The sequence below is a fragment of the Streptomyces pratensis genome (assembly GCF_037137275.1).
Taxonomy (GTDB): domain Bacteria; phylum Actinomycetota; class Actinomycetes; order Streptomycetales; family Streptomycetaceae; genus Streptomyces; species Streptomyces pratensis_B.
The window spans coordinates 29,622-54,800 of sequence record NZ_JBBBEN010000084.1 but is presented as its reverse complement, the minus strand read 5'-3'; the positions used below and the strand labels follow the sequence as shown (position 1 = coordinate 54,800).

Genomic DNA, 25,179 nt, shown 5'->3' with positions numbered 1-25,179 from the left:
CTCGTCCTCCGCCTCGACCGACGAACCCCGCCCCCCGCCTCAGCCAACGAACAGAGCTCGTCCATGTCCCGGACTTCCGCGTCAACCCCCACCGCTGACCCCGCGGCTCCCGCGACCGCGACGGCGGACTCCGCACTCACTCACGGCCTCAAGCAGCGCCACCTCTCCATGATCGCCCTCGGCGGGGTGATCGGCGCGGGGCTGTTCGTCGGCTCGGGCGCCGGAATCGCCGCGGCCGGGCCTTCGATCATCATCGCGTACGCCATCTCCGGCCTGCTCGTCATGACGGTGATGCGCATGCTCGGCGAGATGTCCGCCGCGAACCCGGCCTCCGGTTCCTTCTCCGTGCACGCCGAGCGGGCGATCGGGCCGTGGGCCGGGTTCACCGCGGGGTGGTCCTTCTGGTTCCTGCTCTGCGTCGCCGTCGGCCTGGAGGGCATCGGCGCCGCCCAGATCGTCGGCGGGTGGCTGCCCGGGACGCCGGAGTGGGCGTGGGTCGCCCTGTTCATGGTGATCTTCCTCGGGACGAACCTGGCCGCGGTGAAGAACTTCGGCGAGTTCGAGTTCTGGTTCGCCGCGCTCAAGGTCATCGCGATCACGCTGTTCCTGGTGCTCGGCCTGCTGGCGATCATCGGCGTACTGCCCAGCACGGACGCGCCCGGCCTGTCCAACCTCGCGGGGGACGGCGGCTTCCTGCCGAAGGGCATGGACGGTTTCATCATCGGACTCCTGGCCTCCGTGTTCGCGTACGGCGGCCTGGAGACGGTCACCATCGCCGCGGCCGAGTCCGAGAACCCCGTGCAGGGCGTCGCGAAGGCGGTCCGCACGGCGATGTGGCGCATCGCGGTGTTCTACATCGGCTCCATGGCGGTCATCGTCACGCTGGTCCCCTGGGACGACCCGAAGGTCGCCGAGGTCGGCCCCTTCTACGCGATGCTCGACCACCTCGGCATCGGTGGGGCAGCGCAGATCATGAACGTGGTCATCCTCATCGCGCTGCTCTCCGCGATGAACGCCAACATCTACGGCGCTTCGCGGATGGCCCGCTCGCTGGTCGCCCGCGGCCAGGGCCCGGCCGTGCTCGGCCGGATCTCCTCCGGTGTGCCGCGCAACGCCGTGCTGTTCTCCTCGGTCTTCGGCTTCCTGTGCGTGCTGCTCAGCTACTGGCGGCCGGACGACGTCTTCCCCTGGCTGCTGAACATGATCGGCGCGGTGATCCTGGTGGTGTGGATCTTCATCGCCGTCTCCCAGCTGATCCTGCGCCGCCGTACGGAGCGGGAGGCTCCGGAGAAGCTGGTGGTGCGGATGTGGTTCTTCCCCGTCGGCACGATCGTCGCCCTGGCCGCGATGGTGGGCATCTTCCTGCTGATGCTGCGCCAGCCGGGCACCCGGGACCAGCTGCTGGCGACGGGGGCACTGACCGTGGTCCTGATCGGCATCGGGCTGGTGCGCCGACGGCGGGGCCAGGACTCCCAGGCCCCCGCGCAGCGGCGGTAGGAGCAGGCCGGGGGCACGGCGCGGGGCCGTGGCCGAGCGGACATGACAGCTCCGGCCAGCGTTCCCCCGGCCGTCATCCGCCCTCGCTTCGGTGGTGCTTCCGCCACCCCGAGGAGCTGTCATGTCCGTCACGCCACGGCGTCGTTCGATCCTCCTGGCCACAGCGGCCGCCACCGTGGCCGCCACCGCCCCGGCCGCGGCCGCGGGGAGCGCCGGCCGCGGCCCGGACCGCCCTTCGGGACCCCTGGTCATCGGCCATCGCGGTGCGGCGGGCTGGCGGCCGGAGCACACCGCTGACGCGTACGCCTACGCCGTGCGGTCGGGGGCGGACTGGATCGAGCCGGACCTGGTGCCGACGAAGGACCACGTCCTGGTCGTGCGGCACGAGAACGAGATCGGGGGGACGACGGACGTCGCCGGACACCCGGAGTTCGCGGACCGCCGGACCACGAGAACGGTCGACGGCAAGGCAGTGACGGGCTGGTTCACCGAGGACTTCACGCTGCGCGAGCTGAGGACGCTGCGCACGGTCGAGCGGCTCCCGCAGGTCCGCAACCGCAACACGGTCTTCGACGGGCGGGGCCGGGTGATGACGTTCCAGGAGGTCGTCGACCTGGCCCGGCGGCTGTCGAAGGAGTCGGGCCGACGGATCACGGTGTTCCCGGAGACCAAGCACCCGGCGTACTTCCGTTCGATCGGGCTGCCGCTGGAGGAGGAGCTGATCCGGGCGGTCCGCCGCAACCGGCTGACCGCCCGGGACTGCGTCGTCCAGTCCTTCGACCCCTCCAGCCTGCGCCGGGTGGCCGCCGCCCGCCTCGGACTCCCGCTCTGGCAGGCGCTCGGCACGAGCGGCGGCCCGTACGGTCACCCGCTCACCTACCAGGACATGATGAGCCCGGCCGGCCTGCGCGAGATCGCCTCGTACGCGCACTGGATCGGCCCGGACAAGTCATCCCTGCTGCCGCCGGGCACGCTGCTCCGGGACGCGCACGCGGCGGGCCTGAAGGTCGGCGCGTACACCTTCCGCGCGGAGAACCGCTACCTCCCGGCCGCGCACCGCAGGGGCGGCGCACCCGACGACTTCGGCGACGCGTTCGCCGAGTACGCCTTCCACTACGGCCAGGGCGTGGACGCGGTGGTGACGGACTTCCCGGACATCGCCGTGCAGGCGCGGGCCGGCCTGCGCCCGTGACCCCGCGACCGGCCGCCGGNGGGGGGCGGCCGGTCGCGGGGGCGGGCAGGGGGCGAGCCTGCTCAGCGGGTCGTGCGCTTGCTCGCCGTCGTCTTCTTGCCCGCCCGCTTGGTGGTCTTCTTGGCCTCGGCGGACGACGTCTTCTTGGCCTGGGTGCGCTTCGTGGCGGCCTTCCCGGGGGAGGCCGCTCGCGCCGCTCCCTCCTCCGTGTCCGCGTCGGCGTTCGCGAGCGACCCCGAGTTGCTCTCCAGGTGGGCGCGGACGAACCACTGGAACTGCTCCAGTCCGCGCAGGTGCTCGATGAGCAGGTCCTCCGTGACGGGGTCGATCTCGCCGGCCTTCTCCACCGCTTCGCGGTGGTCTTCGATGATGCCGGTGTAGACGAGGTCCAGGGCGCCGAGGTGGGCGATGGCGTCGGCGCGGCCGACGCTGTAGTCGTCCCAGGTGCGCTCGGCGACCAGGGCCCCCGGTGTGCCCAGCGGCTCCCCGCCCAGGGCCGAGATGCGTTCGGCGGCCGCGTCGGCCATGTCGCGCACGGCCGCCGTCTGCGGGTCGAGCATCTCGTGGACGGCGATGAAGTGGGGGCCGACCACGTTCCAGTGGATGTGCTTGAGAGTGAGGGCGAGGTCGTTGAGCGCGTGCAGGCGCAGCGTCAGGAGTTCGATGACCTGCCGGCCCTCGTCGACGCTGAGACCGGGGACGGTGTAGCGGGGGGTGGGGCGTGAGGGGGACATGGGGCTCCTCCGTGGAGTGACGAACGACAGGGGTGGGGGCGGGCGCCGCCGGTGGAGTGTGTGTAGGCGGGGCGGGCGGCGGTGCGGTGAGGGGGCGGCGGCGAGCGGCGTCAGCCGACGTCTCCCGTGCCCCCCTCGCTCGGGGCCGCCGAGGGGCGTTCCCCGCCGGGCCGGACCGGGCCGGACGCCGCACGGATGCTCTCCAGGGCGGCGTCGGCCACCGCGCGGGGCGTGATGCCGAACTCCTCGTACAGACGCTCGTAGGCGGCCGAAGCGCCGAAGTGCTCCAGGCTGACCATCCGGCCCGCGTCCCCCACCACGTCCCGCCAGCCCTGGGCGACGGCCGCCTCGACACTGACGCGGGCCCGCACGTCGGGCGGCAGCACCTCGTCCTGGTAGGCGTGCGGCTGCTCGGCGAACCACTCGCGGCAGGGCATGGAGACCACCCGCGCGTCGTGGCCCTCGTCCGCGAGCAGCGTGCGCGCCTCCAGGGCGATGTGGACCTCGGAGCCGGTCGCGACGAGGATGACGTCCGGCGTCCGCGCCTGGCTGTCGGCCAGGACGTAGCCGCCCCGGGCTGCCCCCTCTGCCGGGGCGCAGGCGTCCTGCCCCCGCTCCAGGACGGGCAGCGGCTGCCGGGTGAGCGCCAGGCCCGCGGGCCGGTCGTGGTGCTCCAGGACGGTGCGCCAGCACACCGCGGTCTCGTTCGCGTCGGCGGGCCGTACGACGTCGAGGCCGGGGACCGCGCGGAGGGCGGCGAGCTGTTCCACGGGCTGGTGGGTGGGGCCGTCCTCGCCGAGGCCGATGGAGTCGTGGGTCCAGACGTAGATCGCCGGCAGCTCCATCAGGGCGGCGAGCCGTACGGCCGGGCGCATGTAGTCGCTGAAGATCAGGAACGTACCGCCGTAGGGGCGGGTGAGGCTCTGGAGGGCGATGCCGTTGAGGATCGCGCCCATGGCGTGCTCGCGGATGCCGAAGTGGAGCGTACGGCCGTACGGGTTGCCGGAGAACTCGTCGGTCTGCCGGGACTCCGGGACGAAGGACGGCTCGCCCTCCATCGTGGTGTTGTTGCTCCCCGCGAGGTCGGCCGAGCCGCCCCACAGCTCCGGCAGCACGGGCGCCAGCGCGGTCAGCACCTCGCCGGACGCCTTGCGGGTGGCCATGCCCTTGGCGTCGGGGGCGAAGACGGGCAGGCTGTCGGTCCAGCCCTCCGGCAGCCGTTGCTCCCGCAGCCGGTCGAGCAGTTCGGCGCGCTCGGGGTGGTCGGAGCGCCACTTCTGGTAGCCGGGCTCCCAGGCGCGGTGGGCTTCGGCTCCGCGGTCGCGGACCGCGCGGACGTGCCGCAGGACGTCGTCCTCGACCGTGAAGGCGGCCTCCGGGTCGAACCCGAGCAGCTTCTTCGTGGCGGCGACCTCGTCGTCCCCGAGGGCGGAGCCGTGGGCTTTGCCGCTGTTCTGCTTGGTGGGGGCGGGCCAGCCGATGATCGTGCGCAGCAGGATGAGGGAGGGGCGGTCGCTCTCCGCCTTGGCGGCCTCGACGGCGGCGAGCAGGGCGTCGACGTCCTCGACGTAGTCGCCGGTGCGGGTGAAGTCGACGGTCTGGACGTGCCAGCCGTAGGAGGTGTAGCGGGCTGCTACGTCCTCGCTGAAGGCGATGTCGGTGTCGTCCTCGATCGAGATGTGGTTGGAGTCGTAGAAGAGGATCAGGTTGCCCAGTTCCTGGTGTCCGGCCAGCGAGCTGGCCTCGGACGTCACGCCCTCCATCAGGTCGCCGTCGGAGGCGACGACGTACACGTGGTGGTCGAAGGGGCTCGTGCCCTTCGGCGCGTCGGGGTCGAGCAGGCCCCGTTCGCGCCGGGCCGCCATCGCCATGCCCACAGCGGAGGCGAGCCCCTGCCCGAGGGGCCCGGTGGTGATCTCGACGCCTCGGGTGTGACGGTACTCGGGGTGCCCCGGAGTGGCCGAGCCCCAGGTCCGCAGGCTCTTCAGGTCCTCCAGCTCCATGCCGTAACCGCTCAGGTAGAGCTGGATGTAGAGGGTCAGGCTGGAGTGGCCGCAGGACAGGACGAAGCGGTCCCGGCCGAGCCACTGGTCGTCGGCCGGGTCGTGCCGCATCACCTGCTGGAACAGCAGGTACGCCAACGGGGCCAGGCTCATCGCCGTGCCCGGGTGGCCGTGGCCCGCCTTCTGCACCGCGTCGGCGGCCAGCAGCCGTACGGTGTCGACCGCCCGGACGTCGAGCGGGCCCCAGCCCGCGTCCTTCGCCACGGGCGGGGCGATCTCCGGGTCACGACCGTAGCCGCCGGAGGCGTCGTTCGAACTGTTCGGCGCATCGGGGGCGTTGGGGGGTGCCATCACGTCCTCCTGATCGGTGGGGCGGAGCGGCGGCGCGGGCGGCACGCCTGCGGCCCCTGCCTCGGGCCGCCCGGCCGTTTCGGCGGGTCCCCCGGAAAAGCGGACCCAAACGTGCGGCGGCACACATGCCCGTCGCGCCACCCCGCGTTTCCGGCGTGACGGCGCTCGCGACGCACGAGGGGCGGCCGACGCGGCGGTCCACCGCCGCGCTTGACGAGTGGACCACAGAAATGCGGCCACATCACCTGTAGAGCGACAAAACGGAGTAACCGAGCCCCGTCGCTGGACCTAGGCCGAAGGACTGATCACCGAAGATCACTCCTGCTGCTAGCCTGCTTCTGCATATAGATTGCAATAACAACTGGACGGCATTCCCCGCAGTCGAAGGGTTCGCACCATGGCCACGTACACGCTTCCGGAACTCCCGTACGACTACGCGGCGCTCGAACCGGTCATCAATCCGCAGATCATCGAGCTCCACCACGACAAGCACCACGCCGCTTACGTCAAGGGCGCGAACGACACCCTGGAGCAGCTGGAGGAGGCCCGCGCCAAGGACGCCTGGGGCGCCGTCAACGGCCTGCAGAAGAACCTGGCCTTCCACCTGTCCGGCCACATCCTGCACTCGATCTACTGGCACAACATGAGCGGCGACGGCGGCGGTGAGCCCCTCGCGGCGGACGGCGTGGGCGACCTCGCCGACGCGATCGCCGAGTCCTTCGGCTCCTTCGCGGGCTTCAAGTCCCAGCTGACGAAGGCCGCGGCCACCACCCAGGGCTCCGGCTGGGGCGTACTGGCGTACGAGCCCGTCAGCGGCCGTCTCATCGTCGAGCAGGTCTACGACCACCAGGGCAACGTCGGCCAGGGCTCGGTCCCGATCCTGGTCTTCGACGCCTGGGAGCACGCCTTCTACCTCCAGTACAAGAACCAGAAGGTGGACTTCATCGAGGCGATGTGGCGGGTCGTCAACTGGCAGGACGTGGCGAAGCGGTACGCCGCCGCCAAGGAGCGGGCGGACGTCCTGCTGCTCGCCCCCTGACGCGCCCGCCGACGTCGGGCCGGCGCCCCCGGACGCCCTGCCTCGTGATCGTCTTCTCAACCTTCACCACGGCGGGCGGATCAACGGAGAGCCCCCGCGAGGACATGACTCGCGGGGGCTCTCCCCTGCCCGGGGCCCTTCCCCACCCGGATGATTAGCTATTTGGCTCATATGCTAAACATGCTCCATGGAATCACCCGCCGACACGGCTGACGACGAAGCGAGCGTTTTCCGCGCCCTCGCCGACCCCACGCGACGCCAGATCCTGGAGGATCTGCGCGGAGGCGAACTGGCCGCCGGGGAGATCGCGAGCCGGTTCTCGATCAGCGCCCCGTCCATCTCCCGCCACCTCGGCGTCCTCAAAGGGGCCCGACTCGTCACCGAGCGACGCGACGCCAACCGCATCCTCTACTCGCTCGCGGAGGAACGCCTCGCCATGTGTGTGGGGCGCTTCCTGAGCGCCGTGTGCCCCGAACAGATCGTGCTCCGTCACTCGAAGTGGCGTGCCGCCCCGGAAGGCAACGCCCGATGATCCGCTCCCGTCTCTCCAGCGTCATCGAACGCCGCCTCCTGGTGAACTACCGGGTGGACCCGCACGTCGCCGCCGCCCAGCTCCCCGCTCCGCTCCGCCCCCATCTGGTGCGGGGCCACGCGGTGGCGGGCATCTGCCTGCTGCGGATCAGCGGTGTCCGCCCCGGCTGGGTCCCGGCCGCGGCCGGGTTGAGCAGCGAGAACGCGGCGCACCGGCTCTCCGTCGAGTGGGACGGCCCGGGAGGCGTCGAGAGCGGCGTGTACATCCCGCGCCGTGACACCGCCTCCCGCATCACCGCGTTCGCGGGCGGCCGCGTCTACCCGGGCGAGCACGGCCGCGCCGACTTCACGGTGCGGGAGGAGGCCGGCGCGGTGCGGGTGGCGTTCACGACCCGGGACGGCGCGGTGGAGGCCGACGCGACGGTGGAGGATGCCGACGCACTGCGGGGCAGCGAGCTGTTCACGGACCTGGCGGAGGCGTCGGAGTTCTTCCGCCTCGGCGCCCGGGGCCTCTCCCCCAGGGCCGGGGACGGCGGGCTGGACGTCCTCGAACTGAGCACGGACGCCTGGAAGGTGACGGCGGGGCGGCCCCGCGCCGTACGCTCCTCGTTCTTCGAGGACCCGGACCGCTTCCCGCCGGGCAGCGCGGTGCTGGACAGCGCGTTGGTGATGCGGGACGTGCCGGCGCACTGGTCGCCGGGCGCACCGCTGCGGCCGGGGAGCGGGGCCGGGGCCGGGGCGGTCCCGGGGGCGCCGGCCGACGGGTGGAGGCCCGACCGCACCGCCTGAGCCGTGCCGTCGCACCGCCTGAGCCGTGCCGTCCGCCCCGCCCGGCGCCCCGGTCCGGGAGCCCCGCTCTGTCGCCCCTCAGTCGAAGACGTAGGTGGTGCCCAGGAGCGCGGCGTGCTCCAGCACGTCTTCCAGGGGGTCGTCGATCTGGCCGATGTGGATCAGTGCCACCCGCGGCCCGTTGTCCGAGTGCGTGTGCTCCTCGTCCGCGTACGCCGGCCCGGCGTGCACCCCCACCACCGCCAGTGCGGCACCGCACCAGATCGCCCATCGGACCAGCGCCCGCGCCGGCCCCCGCCGTGCCTTCATGCCGCTACCTCGCCTGTTCTCATGAGATGTGTCCACCCGTTCATCCGTCCAACCGACGAACGGCCCGCTAGGTCACGCAAGGTCATCCGTCAGGGAATCGACTCGAACCTTCCGCGTTCGAAGGGCACGATGGCCTCCGTCCCCCCGCCCGTGAGCCCCGGAAGCGACCCCATGAGCCCCGAGCCCGTCCCCGCCGACCCCACCGCCCTGCACCCGATGCCCGGCCAGCCGCGCGTGGTGCAGTTGAAGCCCCTGGTCACCTCGCCGCTGATCGAGGCCGGTGACTACTCGTACTACGACGACCCCGAGCACGCCACGGAGTTCGAGTCGCGCAACGTGCTCTACCACTACGGTCCGGAGCGGCTCGTCATCGGCAGGTTCTGCGCCCTGGGCACCGGGGTGCGCTTCCTCATGAACGGCGCCAACCACCGTATGGACGGCCCGTCCACCTTCCCGTTCCCGACTCTGGGCGGATCGTGGTCCGACCACTTCGACCTGCTGACAGGCCTGCCCAACCGGGGCGACACCGTGATCGGCAACGACGTGTGGATCGGCTACGAGGCGGTGGTCATGCCGGGTGTCCGCATCGGGCACGGCGCGATCGTCAGCTCCCGGTCCGTGGTCGTCTCGGACGTCCCGGACTACGGAGTCGTCGGCGGCAACCCGGCGCGGCTGATCCGCACCCGGTACGAGGAGGCGGACATCGCGCGCCTGCTGGCCGTGGCCTGGTGGGACTGGCCTGCGGAGCACCTGACGCGCCACATCCGCACCGTGATGTCGGGCACGGTGGCGGAGTTGGAGGCGGCGGCGCCGGCGGCGGGGGCGGGCTAGCGGGACGCGCGTAGGCCGGGCTGAGCCGTCAGCCGTTGAAAGCGCCCGCCTTCACGCCGTCGAGGAACGCGGCCCCGCCGATGAACGCTGCCCCGTGCTCGGGGCCGTAGAGCGGGAGCCCTGCGGCCGGGTCCTTGCTGTCACGGACGACCCCGGCGCCGTCGGCGTGTGGGCGCCCCCGACGCACTGCTGCCGGCCCCTGCGAGGATCGCGGCGCGGGCCGCTCTGCCGCGGCTGTTACGGGTCGAGGACCGCGACGGAGTTCGGGGCCGCGTCCTAGCCGTGGTCCCTGCTGTCTCCCCCTGTCCTTTCACTCCAGCCAGGGGCATGGGTGAAAGCGGCCGTGACCTCGCGCCGCTTGCTGGTCGGAACTGCGGGTGGAGCGCCTCTGCGGGGCGGCCTGTCCGCGAAGACGCTCCACTGTCGCATCAGGTGATGGGGCGGGTCAGCGCACGTAGACGTTGGGCCGGGGCGGCCTGGTCATGTCGGCGCCCAGGAAGTAACTGGGGTGGGGCGGTTGGTTGTAGGCGGTGTTCTGCCAGGCCAGGGCGACTCGGTACTGAGCGTCGTGGGCCAGGGTGTGGAGTTTGGTGGCGGTCGGGGTCGAGGTGGCGTAGATGCGCAGGGCGTTGTTGCTGGAGTGGCGCCAGATGACTTCTTCGCGCCAGTCGCCGAAGAGGTCCCCGGACAGGACCGGGGTGGATTTGGTGCCGTTGCTGGAGGCCACGCCGCTACCGGTGAGCAGGCGGTTGTCACCGCCGGTCCCGTACTTGTCGATCTGTGTGCCGTTGAGCAGTTCGCGCACGGGGTCGCCGTCCCACCAGGCGAGGAAGTTCGCCGAGGAGGGGTTGCGGCCGACATTGCCGCCGGATGAGTTGCGCAGCTGGGTCATGTTCGGTCCCGCGCCCCAGAACTCAGCGCCCGGGTTGCCGGCGTGGATGTCGGCGGCCACCCCGCGGCCGGGGCCCTCCGTGCCGCTGGTGGGGGTGCGGTGGATGACCGCTCCGGTGGCGGCGTCGTGGAGGTCGGAGCCGGGCTGGTTGCCCGATTCGTGGATGGTGAACACCTCCAGACCGGCGCGGGAGGGCACGAAGTCGCCCACGTGCAGAGCGTCGCCGTGGCCGTAGCCGGTGGCGTACATCAGGGCGCCGTTGTCGTTGATGGTCGCGGAGCCGTAAATGACCTCCTGGCGGCCGTCGGCATCGACGTCGGCGATGGACAGCTGGTGGTTGCCCTGTCCGGCCGCGCGGGAGTTCCCCGAGGCGTTGGAGTCGAACGTCCACCGACGGGCGAGCCGGCCGTCGCGGAAGTCCCAGGCCGCGACGACAGCACGGGTGTAGTAGCCGCGCGCCATGATCAGCGAGGGCCGCTTCCCGTCGAGGTAGGCGGTACCGGCCAGGAAGCGGTCCACCCGGTTGCCGTAGGAGTCGCCCCAGGAGGAGACGTTGCCGCGCGGGGGGTCGTAGTTCGCCGTGTCCATCGCGACCCCGGTCAGCCCGTTGAACATGGTCAGGTACTCCGGGCCGGCCAGGATGTAACCGTCGCCGTTGCGGTGGTCCGCGCTCGCGTTGCCGATCACCGTGCCCTGCCCGTCACGCGTACCGTCGGCGGTCTTCGCGGCGACCTCCGCCCGGCCGTCGCCGTCGTAGTCGAAGACCTGGAACTGGGTGTAGTGCGCGCCGGCCCGGATGTTGCGACCCAGATCGATGCGCCACAGCCGCTGGCCGTTGAGCCGGTAGGCATCCAGGTAGACGTTCCCGGTGACTCCGGCCTGGGAATTGTCCTTGGCGTTGGACGGGTCCCACTTCACGATCAGCTCGTACTGCCCGTCGCCGTCCACATCACCCGGACTGGCTTCCACCGGGGTGTAGCCGGAAGCAGGATTCTGCAGCTGGACATCGAGGTAGTCGCCGCCTGTGAAACGCAGCGAGGACTCCGAGGCGGGCTGCTCGGCGCCGCCGACCACGGCTCGAACCGTGTACGTGGCGTCGGCTGGAGCGCCGTTGTCCAGGTAGTTGGTGGAGCTGGTGATCGGCGAGGTGTTCACCTTGCTGCCGTTGCGGTACACGTTGAACGCCGTCTCGTAGCCCTCGGTGCCCAGCAGTCGCCAGGACACCAGGTTGCCCGAGCCGGACCGCACCGAGACCAGGCCCCGGTTCAGATCCTCCATCTGCAGCCCGTCACCGGGCGGGTCCGGGTCGGGGCCAGGGTCTGATCCGCCCCCGACCTTCACCAACTGCCACTGCTGATTGGTGCCGTCGTTGTCGGTGTACTGGGAGATCCGGGCGCCGTCCGCGGTGGACCGCTCCCAGACGTCCAGTGCTTTTCCGCTGTTGCGGTTGATCAACTGGACGAAGCCGCTGTCGGTGTCGACCACGCTGAACTGCTGGTTGGCTCCGTCGTTGGGGGTGTACTGCTGGACGTTCGCGCCGTCCGCGGTGGACTTCGCCTCTATGTCCAGGACCTTGCCGCTGTGCCGGGCCCGAAGCTGGTGGAAGCCACCGCCGGCGTCGACGAACTGGAACTGCTGGTGAGTCACCGAGCCAGGGGTGCGTTGAACCAGCGCGGCCCCGCTGGCCGTGGACCCCCCATCGATCTCCATGGCCTTCCCGCTGTGCCGGGAAACCAACTGATAGTGCGCCGCGGTATCGATCTCAGCGGCCCCGGCGCCGGCCGCCGGCAGACCGACGAACAGCGCGGCGAGCAGTGTCACGAGCCCTGCCCATGCCACCGTACGGAACCGGTGAGGTCTGATCTTTTTCACGGTCCTGATGCTCCTTCTCCAGAGGACTCCACGAAGCAGGGAACGAGACAGTTCATCAGCGGCGTACGCGATGGAGCACGTTGCGAATGCCGGAGTGGGAGCGCTCCCGCACGATAGAGGCGGCAATCACCCCCTACAACCCTTCGCGTCGAACTCGTTCGCGCGGGCCCATCCCCACGCAGGTGTCGCCGCCGACTGCCGTCGACAGCAGCCGGCTCCGGGTCTCGAGCGTTCCTGTCGATGGGGAACCCGTGGGCAGCCGGGGGCGTCGATCACGCTCGATCTGACCGCGTGTCGCCGCCTGCCCGCCCCGATGCGGCACGGTCAGCGTCCGCCTCGTTCAGGGGTGTTCGTCTGCTGTCGGCGTCAGTCGTCAGCACGGCCGACGCCGCGGGCAGCCGCCATGTGCAGCCGGGTGGCCGCGTGAGCGCCGACGAACTGTTCCCGGTCGACCTCGCTGGACGCGTCGCGCTCTGCGTCGAGCGCGGGGCCCACACGCGCGCTCCGATCCCCGTCCGCTGGACACAGGCAACAGCGTTCCCGGAACGACCCTCTACGCGTGCCCCGACCACGCCGTGCCGCTCGGCACGGGACCGGCACCCGAAGGCGTGCCGCGCGTCCCGCTAGTCAATCGCACCGACAGCGAAACACCCCGTGCGGCCAAGTGCCGTGCGGGGGCCCTGCCCGCTCAGTGGCTCCCGGCCTCGGCGAGGCAGAACTCGTTGCCCTCCGGGTCCTTCAGGACCGTCCAGACCATGCCCTGCATGGTCTGTTCGCCGACGACGGTCGCGCCCAGCTTCGCCAGGCGGTCCACGTCGGCCGGGCGGTCGGGGGACGAGAAGTCGATGTGCACCCGGTTCTTGACGGTCCTGGGCTCGGGCACCCGCTGGAAGCCGAGGACCAGCGGGGTCGCCGCGAGGACGACGAACGTGTCGTAGTCCTGTGTCTCCTCGACGCCCAGCGCCTCGGCCCACCAGGCGGCCAGCGCCTGGGGGTCCGCACAGTCGATCGTGATCATTTCCGGTGAGATGCGCATGGCCCTCACCGTACGGCGCACCGCTGACAACGGCCGTGAAGCCGACGCCTCCAGGTCGTCCGTTCAGGCCAGCGCGACTGCCAGCAGCGGGAGTTCCCGGCCCGGGACGGAGCCGGAGGGCGTGGTGCCGATCCGGACGGCGCCCATGGCACGGTAGAACGGCTCCGCGTTCGGGTCGGCGTCGATCGTCAGGGAGGTGAAGCCCAGCCTGCGGGCCTCGTCCATGGTGCGGGTGAACAGCAGCCGCCCGACGCCCCGTCCGATGGCGTCCGGCTCGACGAACATCATGCCGAGCGCGCCCCGCGGCGGCTCTCCGTCCAGGGTGGTGAAGCCGAGGGCCCTGCCGTCCTCCTCGGCCACCGAGGTCCGGCGCGGGCCCACATCGGCCGGGCCGAGCGTCAGTTCCTCGCGGCAGGCGGCCAGGAACTCCGCGTCGTACCCCCAGTGGCCCTTCGACCGCAGAGCCAGCTCCGTCAGTGCGGCGGCCTCGGCCGCCTCGCCCGCGCGTATCCGCATGAGGCATTGTCCCCCGGGACGGACACCCGCGGGCGCGTGGCGGCTCGCCCGCGTGGACACGCGGCCACCGGGCCGCGTGCCCCGGGCGGGCCTCAGTCGAAGATCGGGCCCTGCGTGCGGGTCCGCTTGATCTCGTAGAAACCCGGGATGGAGGCGACCATCAGCGTGCCGTCCCAGAGCTTCGCCGCGTCCTCGCCCTTGGGGGCGGGGGTGACGACGGGGCCGAAGAAGGCGACCTGTTCGCCGTCCGCGCCGGGAACGGCGATGACGGGGGTGCCGACCTCCTGGCCCACCTTGTCGATGCCCTCCTTGTGGGAGGCGCGCAGCTCGGTGTCGTACGCGTCGGAATCGGCGTACCGGGCGAGTTCCGCGGGCAGGCCGACGTCCTGGAGGGCGCCGGCGACGGCCTCGGGGGTGGGGCCCTCGCCGTTGTTGTGGAAGCGGGTGCCGAGCGCGGTGTAGAGGGGGCCGACGACCGCGTCGCCGTGCTCCTGCTGGGCTGCCACGACGACCCGGACCGGGCCCCAGGACTTGTTCTCCAGCAGGTCGCGGTACTCCTCGGACAGCTCGTCCAGCCGGTCCTCGTTCAGGACGCCGAGGCTCATCACGTGCCAGCGGACCTCGATGTCGCGGACCTTCTCCACTTCCAGCATCCAGCGCGAGGTCATCCACGCCCAGGGGCACAGTGGGTCGAACCAGAAGTCGACCGGGGTCCTGCCGTTCGCCGGGGTCTTCTCGGGCATGTCTCTCCTCAGAAGGGCGTGTTGTCGCTACGGGCGGAACGTCTCCGGAGAACCGCTCATTCCCCCGAAGGGCGCCGTCCCTTCCCGGAATACCTGCGTCCACCGGCGCATGCAAGGATCAATGGGTTCGAACACGACACATGACGCGCGTCACGAAGGAGTGCCCGTGCCCGGTGAAAACCTGTCCCGCGACGAGGCCCAGAAGAGGGCAGAACTGCTGACCGTCGACGGTTACGAGATCGCTCTCGACCTGCGATCCGCCGTCGGGGAGCCCGACGGGGGCGAGGGGGAGGCCGGTGTGCGGACCTTCCGCTCGCTGACCACGATCCGGTTCCGTTCGGCCCGTGCGGGAGCCTCGACCTTCGCCGACCTGGTGGCCCCGGCCGTGGACGCGGTGACGCTGAACGGTACGCCGCTGGACCCGGGCGCCGTCTTCGACGGGGCCCGGGTGGCCCTCGACGGGCTGCTGGAGGGCGAGAACGTCCTGGTGGTCGACGCCCGGTGCGCGTACAGCCGGACCGGCGAGGGCATGCACCGCTTCGTCGACCCGGAGGACGGCGAGGTCTACCTCTACACCCAGTACGAGCCGGCCGACGCCCGCCGCGTCTTCGCCAACTTCGAGCAGCCGGACCTCAAGGCCCCCTACCGCTTCCAGGTGACCGCCCCCGAGGGCTGGCGGGTCTGGTCGAACGGGGCCGAGGAGTCGCACGAGGGCGAGGTCTGGCGGTTCGCGGAGACCCAGCCGATCTCCACGTACATCACCGCCGTCGTCGCCGGTCCGTACCACTACGTGACCGATCACTACAGCCGCGCCCTGGACGACGGCTCCACGCTGGAGATCCCGCTCGGCGCGATGTGCCGCAAGGGGCTGGCCAAGCACTTCGACGCGGACGACGTCTTCCTGATCACCAAGCAGGGCCTGGACTTCTTCCACGACCACTTCGACTATCCGTACCCCTTCGGGAAGTACGACCAGGCGTTCGTGCCCGAGTACAACCTCGGGGCCATGGAGAACCCGGGCATGGTCACCTTCCGCGAGGAGTACATCTACCGCGGCAAGGTCACCTCGGCCGCCTACGAGCGGCGCGCCAACGTCATCCTGCACGAGATGGCGCACATGTGGTTCGGGGATCTGGTCACCATGGAGTGGTGGGACGACCTGTGGCTGAAGGAGTCCTTCGCGGACTTCATGGGCTCCTTCTCGATGGTCGAGGCGACCCGTTTCACCAACGGCTGGATCACCTTCGCCAACAACCGCAAGGCCTGGGCCTACCGCGCCGACCAGCTGCCCTCCACGCACCCCGTCACGGCCGACATCCGTGACCTGGAGGACGCCAAGCTGAACTTCGACGGCATCACGTACGCCAAGGGCGCCTCCGTGCTGAAGCAGCTGGTGGCGTACGCGGGCCGGGACGCGTTCCTGGAGGGCGCCCGCCGCTACTTCAAGCAGCACGCGTACGGCAACACCCGCCTCGGCGACCTGCTGTCGGTGCTGGCCCAGACGTCCGGCCGCGACATGACCGCCTGGTCGCGCTCCTGGCTCCAGACGGCGGGCGTCAACGCGCTGGCCCCCGTCGCCACTTACGACGCGGCCGGGACGCTGACGGAGCTGGCCGTCGTCCAGGAGGCCGCCGCCTCGCACCCCGAGCTGCGTCCGCACCGGGTCGCGGTCGGCCTGTACAGGCGTACGCCCCAGGGCGAGCTGACGCGCTACGCCCGCGCCGAGGCGGATGTGGCCGGGGAGCGCACGGTGGTGAAGGAGCTGGCCGGGTCCGAGCGGCCCGACCTGATCCTGGTGAACGACGACGACCTGACGTACTGCAAGATCCGCTTCGACGAGGCGTCGCTGGCCACGCTCCGCGCCCACCTCGGCGAGATCACGGACCCGCTGGCCCGCGCCCTGTGCTGGTCGGCCCTGTGGAACCTCACGCGGGACGCCCTGATGCCGGCCCGCGACTTCGTCGCGCTGGTGCTGGCGTTCGCCGGGCGGGAGAGTGACATCGGCGTCCTCCAGATGCTGCACGCCTGGGCGCAGTCGGCGCTGGTGAACTACGCCGCCCCCGCCTGGCGCGAGGAGGGCGGCCGGGCGCTGGCCGAGGGCGCGCTGCGCGAACTGCGGCGCGCGGAGCCGGGCAGTCAGCACCAGCTGACCTGGGCCCGCTTCTTCGCGGCGGTCGCCGGATCGGACGCGGACTTCCAGCTGCTGGGCGAGCTGCTGGAGGGCTCCGCCCGGATCGACGGCCTGGACATCGACCAGGAGCTGCGGTGGGCGTTCCTGTCCCCGCTGGCCTCGCACGGAGTGGCGGACGAGAAGGCGATCGACGCGGAACTGGCCCGTGACGACACGGCGTCCGGCAAGCGCCACCACGTACGGTGCCTGGCCTCGCGCCCGTCCGAAGCGGTGAAGGCGCAGGCGTGGGCGGCGGTCGTGGAGTCGGACAAGCTGTCCAACGCGCTGGTCGAGGCGACGATCGCGGGGTTCGGGCAGCCCTCGCAGCGGGAGCTGCTGGCCCCCTACGCCGACCGGTACTTCGCGGCGATCGAGCGCGTGTGGGAGGAGCGGTCCATCCAGATCGGCATGCACGTGGTGCGGGGGATGTTCCCCGGTCTCCAGGACAGCCCCACGACCCTCGCGGCCACCGACGCCTGGCTGAGCGAGAACGTGGACGCGGCTCCGGCGCTGCGCCGGCTGGTGCTGGAGGCGCGGGACGACCTCGCGCGGGCGCTGCGCGGCCAGGAGTGCGACAAGGCCGCCTGAGGAGGGAGGCCGAGCGGGCGTCCGCCGGTTTCCGCGCGGCGCGCGCCGGGGCAGGGGTCCCGGCTGCCGACGCAGTCGGCCGGGGCGCCGGAGAAGGCGTCCGGGCCGGCGGCGCGGCCCGGTCCTGCGGGCCCGGCTACGGTGCGGCGGTGGTCACCGGGGCCGCCGCGCTCGCCCTGCACGGCCTCGCCGTCGTGCCGGGCCTGGAGGGGCTCGGGGCCACGGTCGTCCGCCTCACGCCGGGGAGGCCGCGCGATGCGCCGGACCAGCAGGCGGCGGTGGTGGTGCGGACGGCGCTGATGGCGGCGGCCGACCAGGAGCCGGCCGCGTATCTGCGGGTGCTGCCGCGGCGATGCGAGGGGCGCCGCCGTGCTCGGCGCGGCGGCGGCCGAAGCGGGCGGGTGAAGCGGGCCGGTGAAGCGGGTGGCGACGCAGGCGGCCGAGGCGGGCGGGCCGGCTGGTCCGGACCACCACGTGGCATCGCCCGCCACCGGCGTACCGTTTGGCCTCATTCATCCCTCGTGACGCATCACGCCCCGTGGCGGATCTCTGCCATGTCCCTGACTGATCTCCGCCAACTCTCCACAACATCAGTCATCTACGACAGGCTGAGCGGTCATCCGGTACCGAATTCCGGACTCTCTCTTTCAATTACAGGGATGCTGATGACCAAGGAATCCCCCGGCTCCATACCCGGGGCCAGACGCGCCGCGCGCATCGCGGCCGCCGCCGGCCTCGCGGCCGCACTCGCCGCCTCCGGCGCCGCTCCGGCCTTCGCCACCGAGGACCCGGCTCCGGCCCCCGTCAAACCGGCCGCCACGAGCGACCGGGGCGACAAGCTCGGCAAGGCGGACGCCGACGTCCTGGCCAAGGCCGAGGCCAAGGGCGAGAAGAACATCACCATGATGGTCGCCACTGCCCCCGGGGCGACCGAGCAGGTCAGCAAGCAGCTGGACGCCGTCGAAGGCTCCGTGCTCGGACAGACCTACGACAAGCTCGGCTACGTCCGGGCGACGGTCCCGACCCGCAGCGCCGAGTCCACCATCAAGGCAGCCTCCAAGCTGTCGTCCGTCCTCGGCATCGATCTCAAGCAGGAGATCAAGCTGGACGACCCGACGCCCGTGGGCGACCGGGCGGCCAAGGCCAAGCAGCAGAAGGTGACGGGCAGTTACCCGGCGCCGGGCAAGACGACCCCGGCGAAGAACCCGTACAACCCGTCCCACGAGACGGGTGCGGTCACGTTCGTCAAGAAGCACCCGAAGGCCGACGGCCGCGGGATCACCATCGGCATTCTGGACTCCGGGGTCGACCTCGGTCACCCGGCCCTGAAGAAGACCACCACCGGCGAGCGCAAGGTCGTCGACTGGGTGACCGCGACCGACCCGGTCACCGACGGCGACGGCACCTGGCTGCGGATGACCCAGTCCGTCTCGGGCCCCACGTTCACTACCGGCCAGAAGACCTACTCGGCGCCCGCGGGCGACTACAGGTTCAGCCTGTTCGCCGAGTCGGCCACCACCGGCGGCGACATGCAGGGCGACCTGAACCGCGACGGTGACACCACCGACGTCTGGGGCGTCCTGTACGACCCGGTCACCGGCACCACGCGGGTCGACCTGAACGAGAACGCGGACTTCTCCGACGACAAGGCCCTCAAGCCCTACAAGGAGAAGTTCCAGGTCTCCTACTTCGGCGAGGATGACCCGCGCACGCAGGTCGTCGAGCGCATCCCGTTCGTCATCGAGACCCGCCGGGACGTGGTCTACAACGCCGCGGGCGCGAAGGCCGACTTCGTCAACATCGGCGTCATCGAGGGCTCGCACGGTACGCACGTCGCGGGCATCACCGCGGCCAACGGCCTGTTCGGCGGTGAGATGGACGGCGCCGCTCCCGGCGCCAAGATCGTCTCCTCGCGCGCCTGCACCTGGTCCGGCGGCTGCACCAACATCGCGCTGACCGAGGGCATGATCGACCTCGTCGTCAACCGCGGCGTCGACATCGTCAACATGTCGATCGGCGGCCTGCCGCCGCTGAACGACGGCAACAACGCCCGCGCCGAGCTCTACAAGCGCCTGGTCGACATCTACGGCGTGCAGCTGGTCATCTCGGCCGGCAACAGCGGACCGGGGCTCAACACCATCGGCGACCCGTCGCTCGCCGACCACGTGATCTCGGTCGGCGCGTCGATCTCCAAGGAGACGTGGGCCGCCAACTACGGCTCCCAGGTCACCAAGAAGTACGACATGCTGCCCTTCTCCTCGCGCGGTCCGCGTGAGGACGGCGGGTTCACGCCGATCATCTCGGCCCCGGGCGCGTCCATCAACACCACCCAGACGTGGGCGCCGGGCGGGCCGGTCAGGGAGGCGGGTTACGACCTGCCGGCCGGCTACTCCATGCTCCAGGGCACCTCGATGGCCTCTCCGCAGGCCGCCGGCGCCGCCGCGCTGCTGCTGTCCGCGGCGAAGCAGAAGAACATCGAGCTTCCCCCCGCCGACCTGCGAGTGGCGCTGACCAGCACCGCGTCGCACATCAAGGACGTGCCCGCGCACGTCCAGGGCTCCGGTCTGATCAACATCGTCAAGGCGTGGAAGCAGATCGCCAAGCAGGGCAAGCCCGCCCACGAGTTCTCGGTGAAGGCCCCGGTCGACACGGCGATCGACTTCGCGCTCAAGGACCCGGGCTTCGGCACCGGCCTCTACGACCGCGAGGGCGGCCTGAAGGTCGGCCAGAGCAAGGTCTACGACGTCGTCGTGACCCGCACCACCGGCCCGGACCGCGACGTCCGGCACAAGCTGTCGTGGAAGAACAACGACGGCGCCTTCGAGCTCAGCAGCCCCCGGTACGTCTCGCTGCCGCTCGGTGAGCCGGTCAAGCTGAAGGTCAGGGCGAAGGCCCGCACGGCCGGCGTGCACAGCGCCATCCTCCAGGTCGACGACAAGAAGACCTCCGGCGTGGACCACCAGATCATGACCACGGTCGTGATCGCCCAGGACCTGAAGCAGCCCGGCTACGCGTACAAGGCGTCCGGCTCGGTGCAGCGCAACGGCACCACGTCCTACTTCGTCAACGTGCCGGAGGGCGCGAAGACCCTTGAGGTCGCCCTCGGCGCGCTGCGCTCGGGCAGCCAGACCCGGTTCGTCTCGCTGCACCCTTACGGGACGCCGGTCGACCCGACCTCCACGATCAACTGCTACCCGAACTACGAGAACCCGGCCAACACCTGCCGTCCGGACGCGCGCTCCTACCAGGACCCGCAGCCCGGCGTGTGGGAGATCGAGGTCGAGGCGCGCCGTACGTCGCCGCTGCTGGACAACCCGTACAAGCTGGACGTCTCGCTCCTCGGCGTCACCTTCGACCCGGCGGTGCAGACCATCGCCGAGGCGAAGATCGGCGCTCCCACCGCGGTGGACTGGAAGGTCACCAACGGCGCGGCGGCCCTGCAGGGCAAGCTCAAGGGCGGCCCGCTGGGCTCCGCCAAGGTCGCCAGGCCGTCGATCTCCACGGGCGAGACCCGGGAGACCACGGTCACCATCGGTGACGGCGTCGAGAAGCTCGACGTCGCCATCGGAGGCACCTCGGACGCCAACGCCGACATCGACCTGTACGTCTACCGGGGCGCCACCCAGGTCGGCAGCGGGACCACCGCCGGCTCGGAGGAGCGGGTCAGCCTCGTGAAGCCCGCCGCGGGCACGTACACGGTCGTCGTCGACGGTTACTCGGTCCCGGCCGGGACCACTGCGTACGACTACCGCGACGTCTACTACTCGGCGTCGCTCGGCACGATCCAGGTCGACACCGCCCAGGCGGTGAACCTGGCCAACGGCGCCTCGGCCCGGATCGGCGCCGACGTCCTGGTCGCCGGAGAGGCCCCCGAGGGCCGGCAGTTCTTCGGCGAGGTCCAGCTGGTCAACGCGCGCGGCACCGCCGCGGGCGCCGGCAGCGTCGTGATCGAGAAGGTCACGCCGTAACGGACACCCCATGAACGACGGCGGGGCGGGGCTCTTCACGAGCACCGCCCCGCCCCTGTGTGAATCGTCACATCCCGAGGCTCGCGTCGAAGACGCTCCCCCGTGGGCACACGGGCAGGGCAGCGCCTGCGGTGCGCCCGCAAGATGCCCACAGGCCGGACAATGGATTGGACAGGGCGGGCCGGGACATACACATCATGGAGCGGCAAGCGGGTCGCACAGACGCACAGAAACAGAGGAGTTCTCGTGAAGGTCGGAATCGTCGGCGCCACCGGTCAGGTCGGCACTGTCATGCTCAGAATCCTGGCCGAGCGGGACTTCCCGGTGTCCGAGCTGCGGCTGTTCGCCTCCGCCCGGTCCGCGGGCTCCACGCTCGACTGGAAGGGCACGGCCGTCACCGTCGAGGACGCCTCCACGGCCGACTACACCGGCCTGGACATCGTGCTGTTCTCCGCAGGCGGCGCGACCTCCAAGGCGCTCGCCGAGAAGGTCGCCTCCCAGGGCGCCGTCGTGATCGACAACTCCTCCGCCTGGCGCAAGGACCCCGAGGTTCCGCTGGTCGTCTCCGAGGTCAACCCGCACGCCGCCCGGGTCCGCCCGAAGGGGATCATCGCCAACCCGAACTGCACCACGATGGCCGCGATGCCCGTACTGCGGCCGCTGCACACCGAGGCCGGCCTCGAAGCGCTGACCGTCGCCACCTACCAGGCGGTCTCCGGCTCCGGCGTGGCCGGTGTCGCCGAGCTGCACGGCCAGGCCTCCAAGGTCGTCGCCGACGCGGAGAAGCTGACCCACGACGGTGAGGCCGTGGACTTCCCCGAGCCCGCGGTCTACAAGCGTCCGATCGCCTTCAACGTGCTGCCGCTGGCCGGCTCCATCGTGGACGACGGCTCGTTCGAGACGGACGAGGAGCAGAAGCTCCGCAACGAGTCCCGCAAGATCCTGGAGATCCCGGAGCTCAAGGTGTCCGGCACCTGCGTCCGCGTCCCGGTCTTCTCCGGCCACTCGCTCCAGATCAACGCCCGCTTCGCCCGCCCGATCAGCGTCGAGCGCGCCTACGAGCTGCTGAAGGACGCCGCGGGCGTCGAGCTCTCGGAGATCCCGACCCCGCTCCAGGCGGCGGGCAAGGACGCCTCCTACGTCGGCCGCGTCCGGGTCGACGAGACCGTCGAGAACGGCCTCGCGCTCTTCGTCTCCAACGACAACCTCCGCAAGGGCGCGGCGCTGAACGCCGTGCAGATCGCGGAGCTCGTGGCGGCCGAGCTCAAGGGCTGAGCTCCCCCTGCCCGTACGCCGAGGGGCGGCCGCCGGTGCGGCCGCCCCTCGGCGTGCCCGGGGCAGCGCGGAAGGCGGGGCCTTCGGCCGCGGTGGACGCGGGGCGGGGCGGTGGGGCCGCGCGGCCGGGCCCGTGCCGGGTCGCGGCGCCGCGGCGCCGCCGCCGTCCGGCGGAAAACGGACATCGCGCAGCTGCACGGCACGTGGAAGGATGACGGAAACGCCGCATACCAACGTCGCACACCTAGGAGATGACCGCGTGCCTGGCACGAATCTGACCCGCGAAGAGGCACAGGAGCGGGCGCGCCTGCTGACCGTGGACGCGTACGAGATCGATCTCGACCTCTCCGGAGCGCAGGAGGGCGGCGCCTACCGGTCCGTCACCACCGTGCGCTTCGACTGCGCTGAGGCGGGTGCGGAGACCTTCATCGACCTGGTCGCCCCCGCCGTCCACGACGTGGTGCTGAACGGCAAGGCGCTGGACGTGGCCGCCGTGTTCCGCGACGCGCGCATCGCGCTGCCGCACCTGCGCGAGGGCGCCAACGAGCTGAAGGTCGTCGCCGACTGCTCCTACACCAACACCGGCGAGGGCCTGCACCGCTTCGTCGACCCGGTCGACGAGCAGGCGTACCTCTACACGCAGTTCGAGGTCCCGGACGCCCGCCGGGTGTTCGCCTCTTTCGAGCAGCCGGACCTGAAGGCTGCCTTCCGCTTCACCGTGAAGGCTCCCCCGGGCTGGACGGTCATCTCGAACTCGCCGACGCCGACGCCCGAGAACGACGTCTGGTCGTTCGAGCCGACGCCGCGCATCTCCACCTACATCACGGCCCTCATCGCGGGCCCGTACCACTCGGTGCACAGCAGCTACGAGAAGGACGGCCAGTCCGTCCCGCTCGGCATCTACTGCCGCCCCTCGCTCGCGGAGTACCTGGACGCGGACGAGATCTTCGACGTCACCCGGCAGGGCTTCGAGTGGTTCCAGGAGAAGTTCGACTACGCCTACCCGTTCGCCAAGTACGACCAGCTGTTCGTCCCGGAGTTCAACGCGGGCGCGATGGAGAACGCGGGCGCGGTCACCATCCGCGACCAGTACGTCTTCCGCTCCAAGGTGACGGACGCCGCGTACGAGGTGCGGGCCGAGACCATCCTGCACGAGCTGGCCCACATGTGGTTCGGCGACCTCGTCACGATGGAGTGGTGGAACGACCTCTGGCTGAACGAGTCGTTCGCCACCTACACCTCGATCGCCTGCCAGGCGTACGCAGAGGGCTCCAAGTGGCCGCACTCCTGGACCACCTTCGCCAACTCCATGAAGACCTGGGCGTACCGGCAGGACCAGCTGCCCTCCACGCACCCGATCATGGCGGACATCCGGGACCTGGACGACGTCCTCGTCAACTTCGACGGGATCACGTACGCGAAGGGCGCCTCGGTGCTCAAGCAGCTCGTGGCGTACGTCGGCACGGACGCGTTCTTCCAGGGCGTGCAGGCGTACTTCAAGGCGCACGCGTTCGGCAACACCCGTCTGAGCGACCTGCTGGGCGCGCTGGAGAAGACCTCCGGCCGCGACCTGAAGACCTGGTCGACGGCGTGGCTGGAGACCGCGGGCATCAACATCCTGCGACCTGAGGTCGAGACCGACGGACACGGTCACGTCACCTCGTTCGCCGTGCTCCAGGAGGCCCCGGCGCTGCCCGCCGGCGCGAAGGGCGAGCCGACTCTGCGGCCGCACCGGATCGCCGTCGGCTGCTACGACCTCGACGCGGACGGCAAGCTCGTCCGGACCGACCGGATCGAGCTGGACGTCGAGGGCGAGCGCACCGTGGTGCCGTACCCCGAGGGCAAGGCGCGCCCGGCGGTCATCCTGCTCAACGACGACGACCTCTCGTACGCGAAGGTCCGCCTCGACGAGGAGTCGCTGCGCGTCGTCACCGAGCACCTGGGCGACTTCACCGAGTCGCTGCCCCGTGCGCTGTGCTGGGCGTCCGCCTGGGACATGACGCGCGACGGCGAGCTGGCGACCCGCGACTACCTGGAGCTGGTGCTGTCGGGCATCGGCAAGGAGTCGGACATCGGCGTCGTGCAGTCGCTGCACCGCCAGGTGAAGCTGGCGCTCGACCTGTACGCGGCCCCGCAGACCCGTGAGGGGGCGCTCAACCGGTGGACCGAGGCGACGCTGGCGCATCTGCGCGCGGCGGAGCCGGGCAGCGACCACCAGCTCGCGTGGGCCCGCGCCTTCGCGGCGACCGCCCGTAACCCGCAGCAGCTGGACCTGCTCCAGTCGCTGCTGGACGGCACGGACAGCATCGCGGGCCTGAGCGTCGACACCGAGCTGCGGTGGGCGTTCGTACAGCGGCTGGCCGCGGCCGGGCTGCTGGACGAGGAGGAGATCGCGGCCGAGTACGAGCGCGACAGGACGGCGGCGGGCGAGCGCCACGCGGCGTCCGCACGGGCGGCCCAGCCCTCAAAGGAGGCCAAGGCGGAGGCGTGGGCCTCGGTCGTGGAGTCCGACAAGCTGCCCAACTCGCTCCAGGAAGCGGTCATCAGCGGCTTCGTCCAGACCGACCAGCGCGAGCTGCTGGCCCCGTACGCCCAGAAGTACTTCTCCGCGGTGAAGGACGTCTGGGACTCGCGGAGCCACGAGATGGCCCAGCAGATCGCGGTGGGCCTCTACCCGGCCCTCCAGGTCTCCCAGGAGACGCTGGACGAGACCGACGCCTGGCTGGCCTCGGCCGAGCCGAGCGCGGCCCTGCGCCGGCTGATGTCGGAGTCGCGTTCGGGCGTCGAGCGCGCCCTGAAGGCCCAGGCTGCGGACGCGGCGGCGGCCACCGCCTAGGTGTGTG

19 protein-coding genes are annotated in these 25,179 nt (G+C 71.2%); 10 read left to right on the top strand and 9 right to left on the bottom strand.

Annotated features, from left to right (window positions below):
- Positions 1 to 63 precede the first annotated feature (63 nt).
- Both V9U70_RS11560 and V9U70_RS11555 read left to right on the top strand, forming a co-directional pair.
- Complete coding sequence (locus V9U70_RS11560) at positions 64 to 1,497, top strand: amino acid permease (RefSeq protein WP_336674477.1); 1,434 nt, start codon at positions 64 to 66, stop codon at positions 1,495 to 1,497.
- Positions 1,498 to 1,618: 121 nt separating this feature from the next.
- A complete protein-coding gene (locus V9U70_RS11555; RefSeq protein WP_336674475.1) occupies positions 1,619 to 2,689 on the top strand; it encodes a glycerophosphodiester phosphodiesterase family protein in 1,071 nt (356 codons plus the stop codon).
- Positions 2,690 to 2,751: 62 nt separating this feature from the next.
- Here V9U70_RS11555 and V9U70_RS11550 read toward each other — a convergent pair whose 3' ends face one another.
- On the bottom strand, positions 2,752 to 3,423 hold the full coding sequence (locus tag V9U70_RS11550; protein ID WP_336674473.1) for a Dps family protein: 672 nt from the start codon (positions 3,421 to 3,423) through the stop codon (positions 2,752 to 2,754).
- A gap of 110 nt (positions 3,424 to 3,533) precedes the next feature.
- Positions 3,534 to 5,777 carry a transketolase gene (tkt, locus tag V9U70_RS11545; protein ID WP_336674472.1) on the bottom strand — a complete coding sequence of 748 codons (2,244 nt, stop codon included), beginning with the start codon at positions 5,775 to 5,777 and terminating at the stop codon, positions 3,534 to 3,536.
- A gap of 397 nt (positions 5,778 to 6,174) precedes the next feature.
- Here tkt and V9U70_RS11540 point away from each other — a divergent pair, with 397 nt between their 5' ends.
- The 3 genes from V9U70_RS11540 (at position 6,175) to V9U70_RS11530 (ending at position 8,136) form a co-directional block, all read left to right on the top strand.
- Positions 6,175 to 6,816, top strand: coding sequence for a superoxide dismutase (locus tag V9U70_RS11540; protein ID WP_336674470.1), 642 nt, complete (start codon positions 6,175 to 6,177; stop codon positions 6,814 to 6,816).
- 187 nt (positions 6,817 to 7,003) lie between these two features.
- Positions 7,004 to 7,348, top strand: coding sequence for a metalloregulator ArsR/SmtB family transcription factor (locus tag V9U70_RS11535; RefSeq protein ID WP_336674468.1), 345 nt, complete (start codon positions 7,004 to 7,006; stop codon positions 7,346 to 7,348).
- Positions 7,345 to 8,136, top strand: coding sequence for a DUF2071 domain-containing protein (locus V9U70_RS11530; protein WP_336674466.1), 792 nt, complete (start codon positions 7,345 to 7,347; stop codon positions 8,134 to 8,136). The genes V9U70_RS11535 and V9U70_RS11530 overlap by 4 nt, the downstream gene beginning before the upstream one ends.
- Before the next feature lie 78 nt (positions 8,137 to 8,214).
- Here the strand turns inward: V9U70_RS11530 and V9U70_RS11525 are convergent, their stop codons facing one another.
- Positions 8,215 to 8,445 (bottom strand): hypothetical protein, encoded by a 231-nt coding sequence (locus V9U70_RS11525; protein ID WP_336674464.1) that lies wholly within the window; start codon positions 8,443 to 8,445, stop codon positions 8,215 to 8,217.
- Between the two features lie 171 nt (positions 8,446 to 8,616).
- Between V9U70_RS11525 and V9U70_RS11520 the strand changes: the two genes are divergently transcribed.
- Positions 8,617 to 9,276 (top strand): CatB-related O-acetyltransferase, encoded by a 660-nt coding sequence (locus tag V9U70_RS11520; protein ID WP_336674462.1) that lies wholly within the window; start codon positions 8,617 to 8,619, stop codon positions 9,274 to 9,276.
- A 28-nt stretch (positions 9,277 to 9,304) separates the two neighbouring features.
- On the opposite strand, the gene V9U70_RS11515 is transcribed toward V9U70_RS11520, so the two are convergent.
- The 6 genes from V9U70_RS11515 to V9U70_RS11490 all read right to left on the bottom strand — a co-directional run bounded on the left by V9U70_RS11515 (position 9,305) and on the right by V9U70_RS11490 (position 14,335).
- Positions 9,305 to 9,463, bottom strand: a complete 159-nt coding sequence (locus V9U70_RS11515; protein WP_336674461.1) for a hypothetical protein — start codon at positions 9,461 to 9,463, stop codon at positions 9,305 to 9,307.
- 258 nt (positions 9,464 to 9,721) lie between these two features.
- Positions 9,722 to 12,040: a rhamnogalacturonan lyase family protein gene (locus V9U70_RS11510; protein WP_336674460.1), complete on the bottom strand. Its 2,319-nt coding sequence runs from the start codon at positions 12,038 to 12,040 to the stop codon at positions 9,722 to 9,724.
- Positions 12,041 to 12,406: 366 nt separating this feature from the next.
- Positions 12,407 to 12,535: a hypothetical protein gene (locus V9U70_RS11505; RefSeq protein ID WP_336674459.1), complete on the bottom strand. Its 129-nt coding sequence runs from the start codon at positions 12,533 to 12,535 to the stop codon at positions 12,407 to 12,409.
- Positions 12,536 to 12,728: 193 nt separating this feature from the next.
- Positions 12,729 to 13,076, bottom strand: coding sequence for a VOC family protein (locus V9U70_RS11500; protein ID WP_336674458.1), 348 nt, complete (start codon positions 13,074 to 13,076; stop codon positions 12,729 to 12,731).
- 63 nt (positions 13,077 to 13,139) lie between these two features.
- Positions 13,140 to 13,592 carry a GNAT family N-acetyltransferase gene (locus tag V9U70_RS11495; protein ID WP_336674456.1) on the bottom strand — a complete coding sequence of 151 codons (453 nt, stop codon included), beginning with the start codon at positions 13,590 to 13,592 and terminating at the stop codon, positions 13,140 to 13,142.
- Positions 13,593 to 13,684: 92 nt separating this feature from the next.
- Entirely contained in the window at positions 13,685 to 14,335 is a 651-nt protein-coding gene (locus V9U70_RS11490; RefSeq protein ID WP_336674454.1) for a mycothiol-dependent nitroreductase Rv2466c family protein, read from the bottom strand.
- A gap of 166 nt (positions 14,336 to 14,501) precedes the next feature.
- On the opposite strand from V9U70_RS11490, the gene pepN (V9U70_RS11485) reads away from it, so the two are divergent.
- The 4 genes from pepN (V9U70_RS11485) to pepN (V9U70_RS11470) all read left to right on the top strand — a co-directional run bounded on the left by pepN (V9U70_RS11485) (position 14,502) and on the right by pepN (V9U70_RS11470) (position 25,172).
- The gene (pepN, locus tag V9U70_RS11485; RefSeq protein WP_336674453.1) at positions 14,502 to 17,093 is read left to right on the top strand and encodes an aminopeptidase N; all 2,592 of its coding nucleotides are present in this window, start codon (positions 14,502 to 14,504) and stop codon (positions 17,091 to 17,093) included.
- Positions 17,094 to 17,752: 659 nt separating this feature from the next.
- Positions 17,753 to 21,061 carry a S8 family serine peptidase gene (locus V9U70_RS11480; RefSeq protein WP_336674452.1) on the top strand — a complete coding sequence of 1,103 codons (3,309 nt, stop codon included), beginning with the start codon at positions 17,753 to 17,755 and terminating at the stop codon, positions 21,059 to 21,061.
- A 246-nt stretch (positions 21,062 to 21,307) separates the two neighbouring features.
- A complete protein-coding gene (locus tag V9U70_RS11475) occupies positions 21,308 to 22,336 on the top strand; it encodes an aspartate-semialdehyde dehydrogenase (protein WP_336674450.1) in 1,029 nt (342 codons plus the stop codon).
- 259 nt (positions 22,337 to 22,595) lie between these two features.
- Positions 22,596 to 25,172 (top strand): aminopeptidase N, encoded by a 2,577-nt coding sequence (gene pepN / locus V9U70_RS11470; RefSeq protein ID WP_336674449.1) that lies wholly within the window; start codon positions 22,596 to 22,598, stop codon positions 25,170 to 25,172.
- The last annotated feature ends 7 nt before the right edge of the window (positions 25,173 to 25,179 follow it).

Excerpts from the sequence above, each read along its gene's own strand:
- V9U70_RS11490 (WP_336674454.1), bottom strand. The coding sequence starts at position 14,335 with ATGCCCGAGAAGACCCCGGCGAACGGCAGGACCCCGGTCGACTTCTGG.
- V9U70_RS11535 (WP_336674468.1), top strand. The coding sequence starts at position 7,004 with ATGGAATCACCCGCCGACACGGCTGACGACGAAGCGAGCGTTTTCCGC.
- V9U70_RS11480 (WP_336674452.1), top strand. The coding sequence starts at position 17,753 with ATGCTGATGACCAAGGAATCCCCCGGCTCCATACCCGGGGCCAGACGC.
- V9U70_RS11520 (WP_336674462.1), top strand. The coding sequence starts at position 8,617 with ATGAGCCCCGAGCCCGTCCCCGCCGACCCCACCGCCCTGCACCCGATG.
- V9U70_RS11530 (WP_336674466.1), top strand. The coding sequence starts at position 7,345 with ATGATCCGCTCCCGTCTCTCCAGCGTCATCGAACGCCGCCTCCTGGTG.
- tkt (WP_336674472.1), bottom strand. The coding sequence starts at position 5,777 with ATGGCACCCCCCAACGCCCCCGATGCGCCGAACAGTTCGAACGACGCC.
- V9U70_RS11540 (WP_336674470.1), top strand. The coding sequence starts at position 6,175 with ATGGCCACGTACACGCTTCCGGAACTCCCGTACGACTACGCGGCGCTC.
- V9U70_RS11560 (WP_336674477.1), top strand. The coding sequence starts at position 64 with ATGTCCCGGACTTCCGCGTCAACCCCCACCGCTGACCCCGCGGCTCCC.
- V9U70_RS11495 (WP_336674456.1), bottom strand. The coding sequence starts at position 13,592 with ATGCGGATACGCGCGGGCGAGGCGGCCGAGGCCGCCGCACTGACGGAG.
- V9U70_RS11525 (WP_336674464.1), bottom strand. The coding sequence starts at position 8,445 with ATGAAGGCACGGCGGGGGCCGGCGCGGGCGCTGGTCCGATGGGCGATC.
- V9U70_RS11550 (WP_336674473.1), bottom strand. The coding sequence starts at position 3,423 with ATGTCCCCCTCACGCCCCACCCCCCGCTACACCGTCCCCGGTCTCAGC.
- V9U70_RS11500 (WP_336674458.1), bottom strand. The coding sequence starts at position 13,076 with ATGCGCATCTCACCGGAAATGATCACGATCGACTGTGCGGACCCCCAG.
- V9U70_RS11555 (WP_336674475.1), top strand. The coding sequence starts at position 1,619 with ATGTCCGTCACGCCACGGCGTCGTTCGATCCTCCTGGCCACAGCGGCC.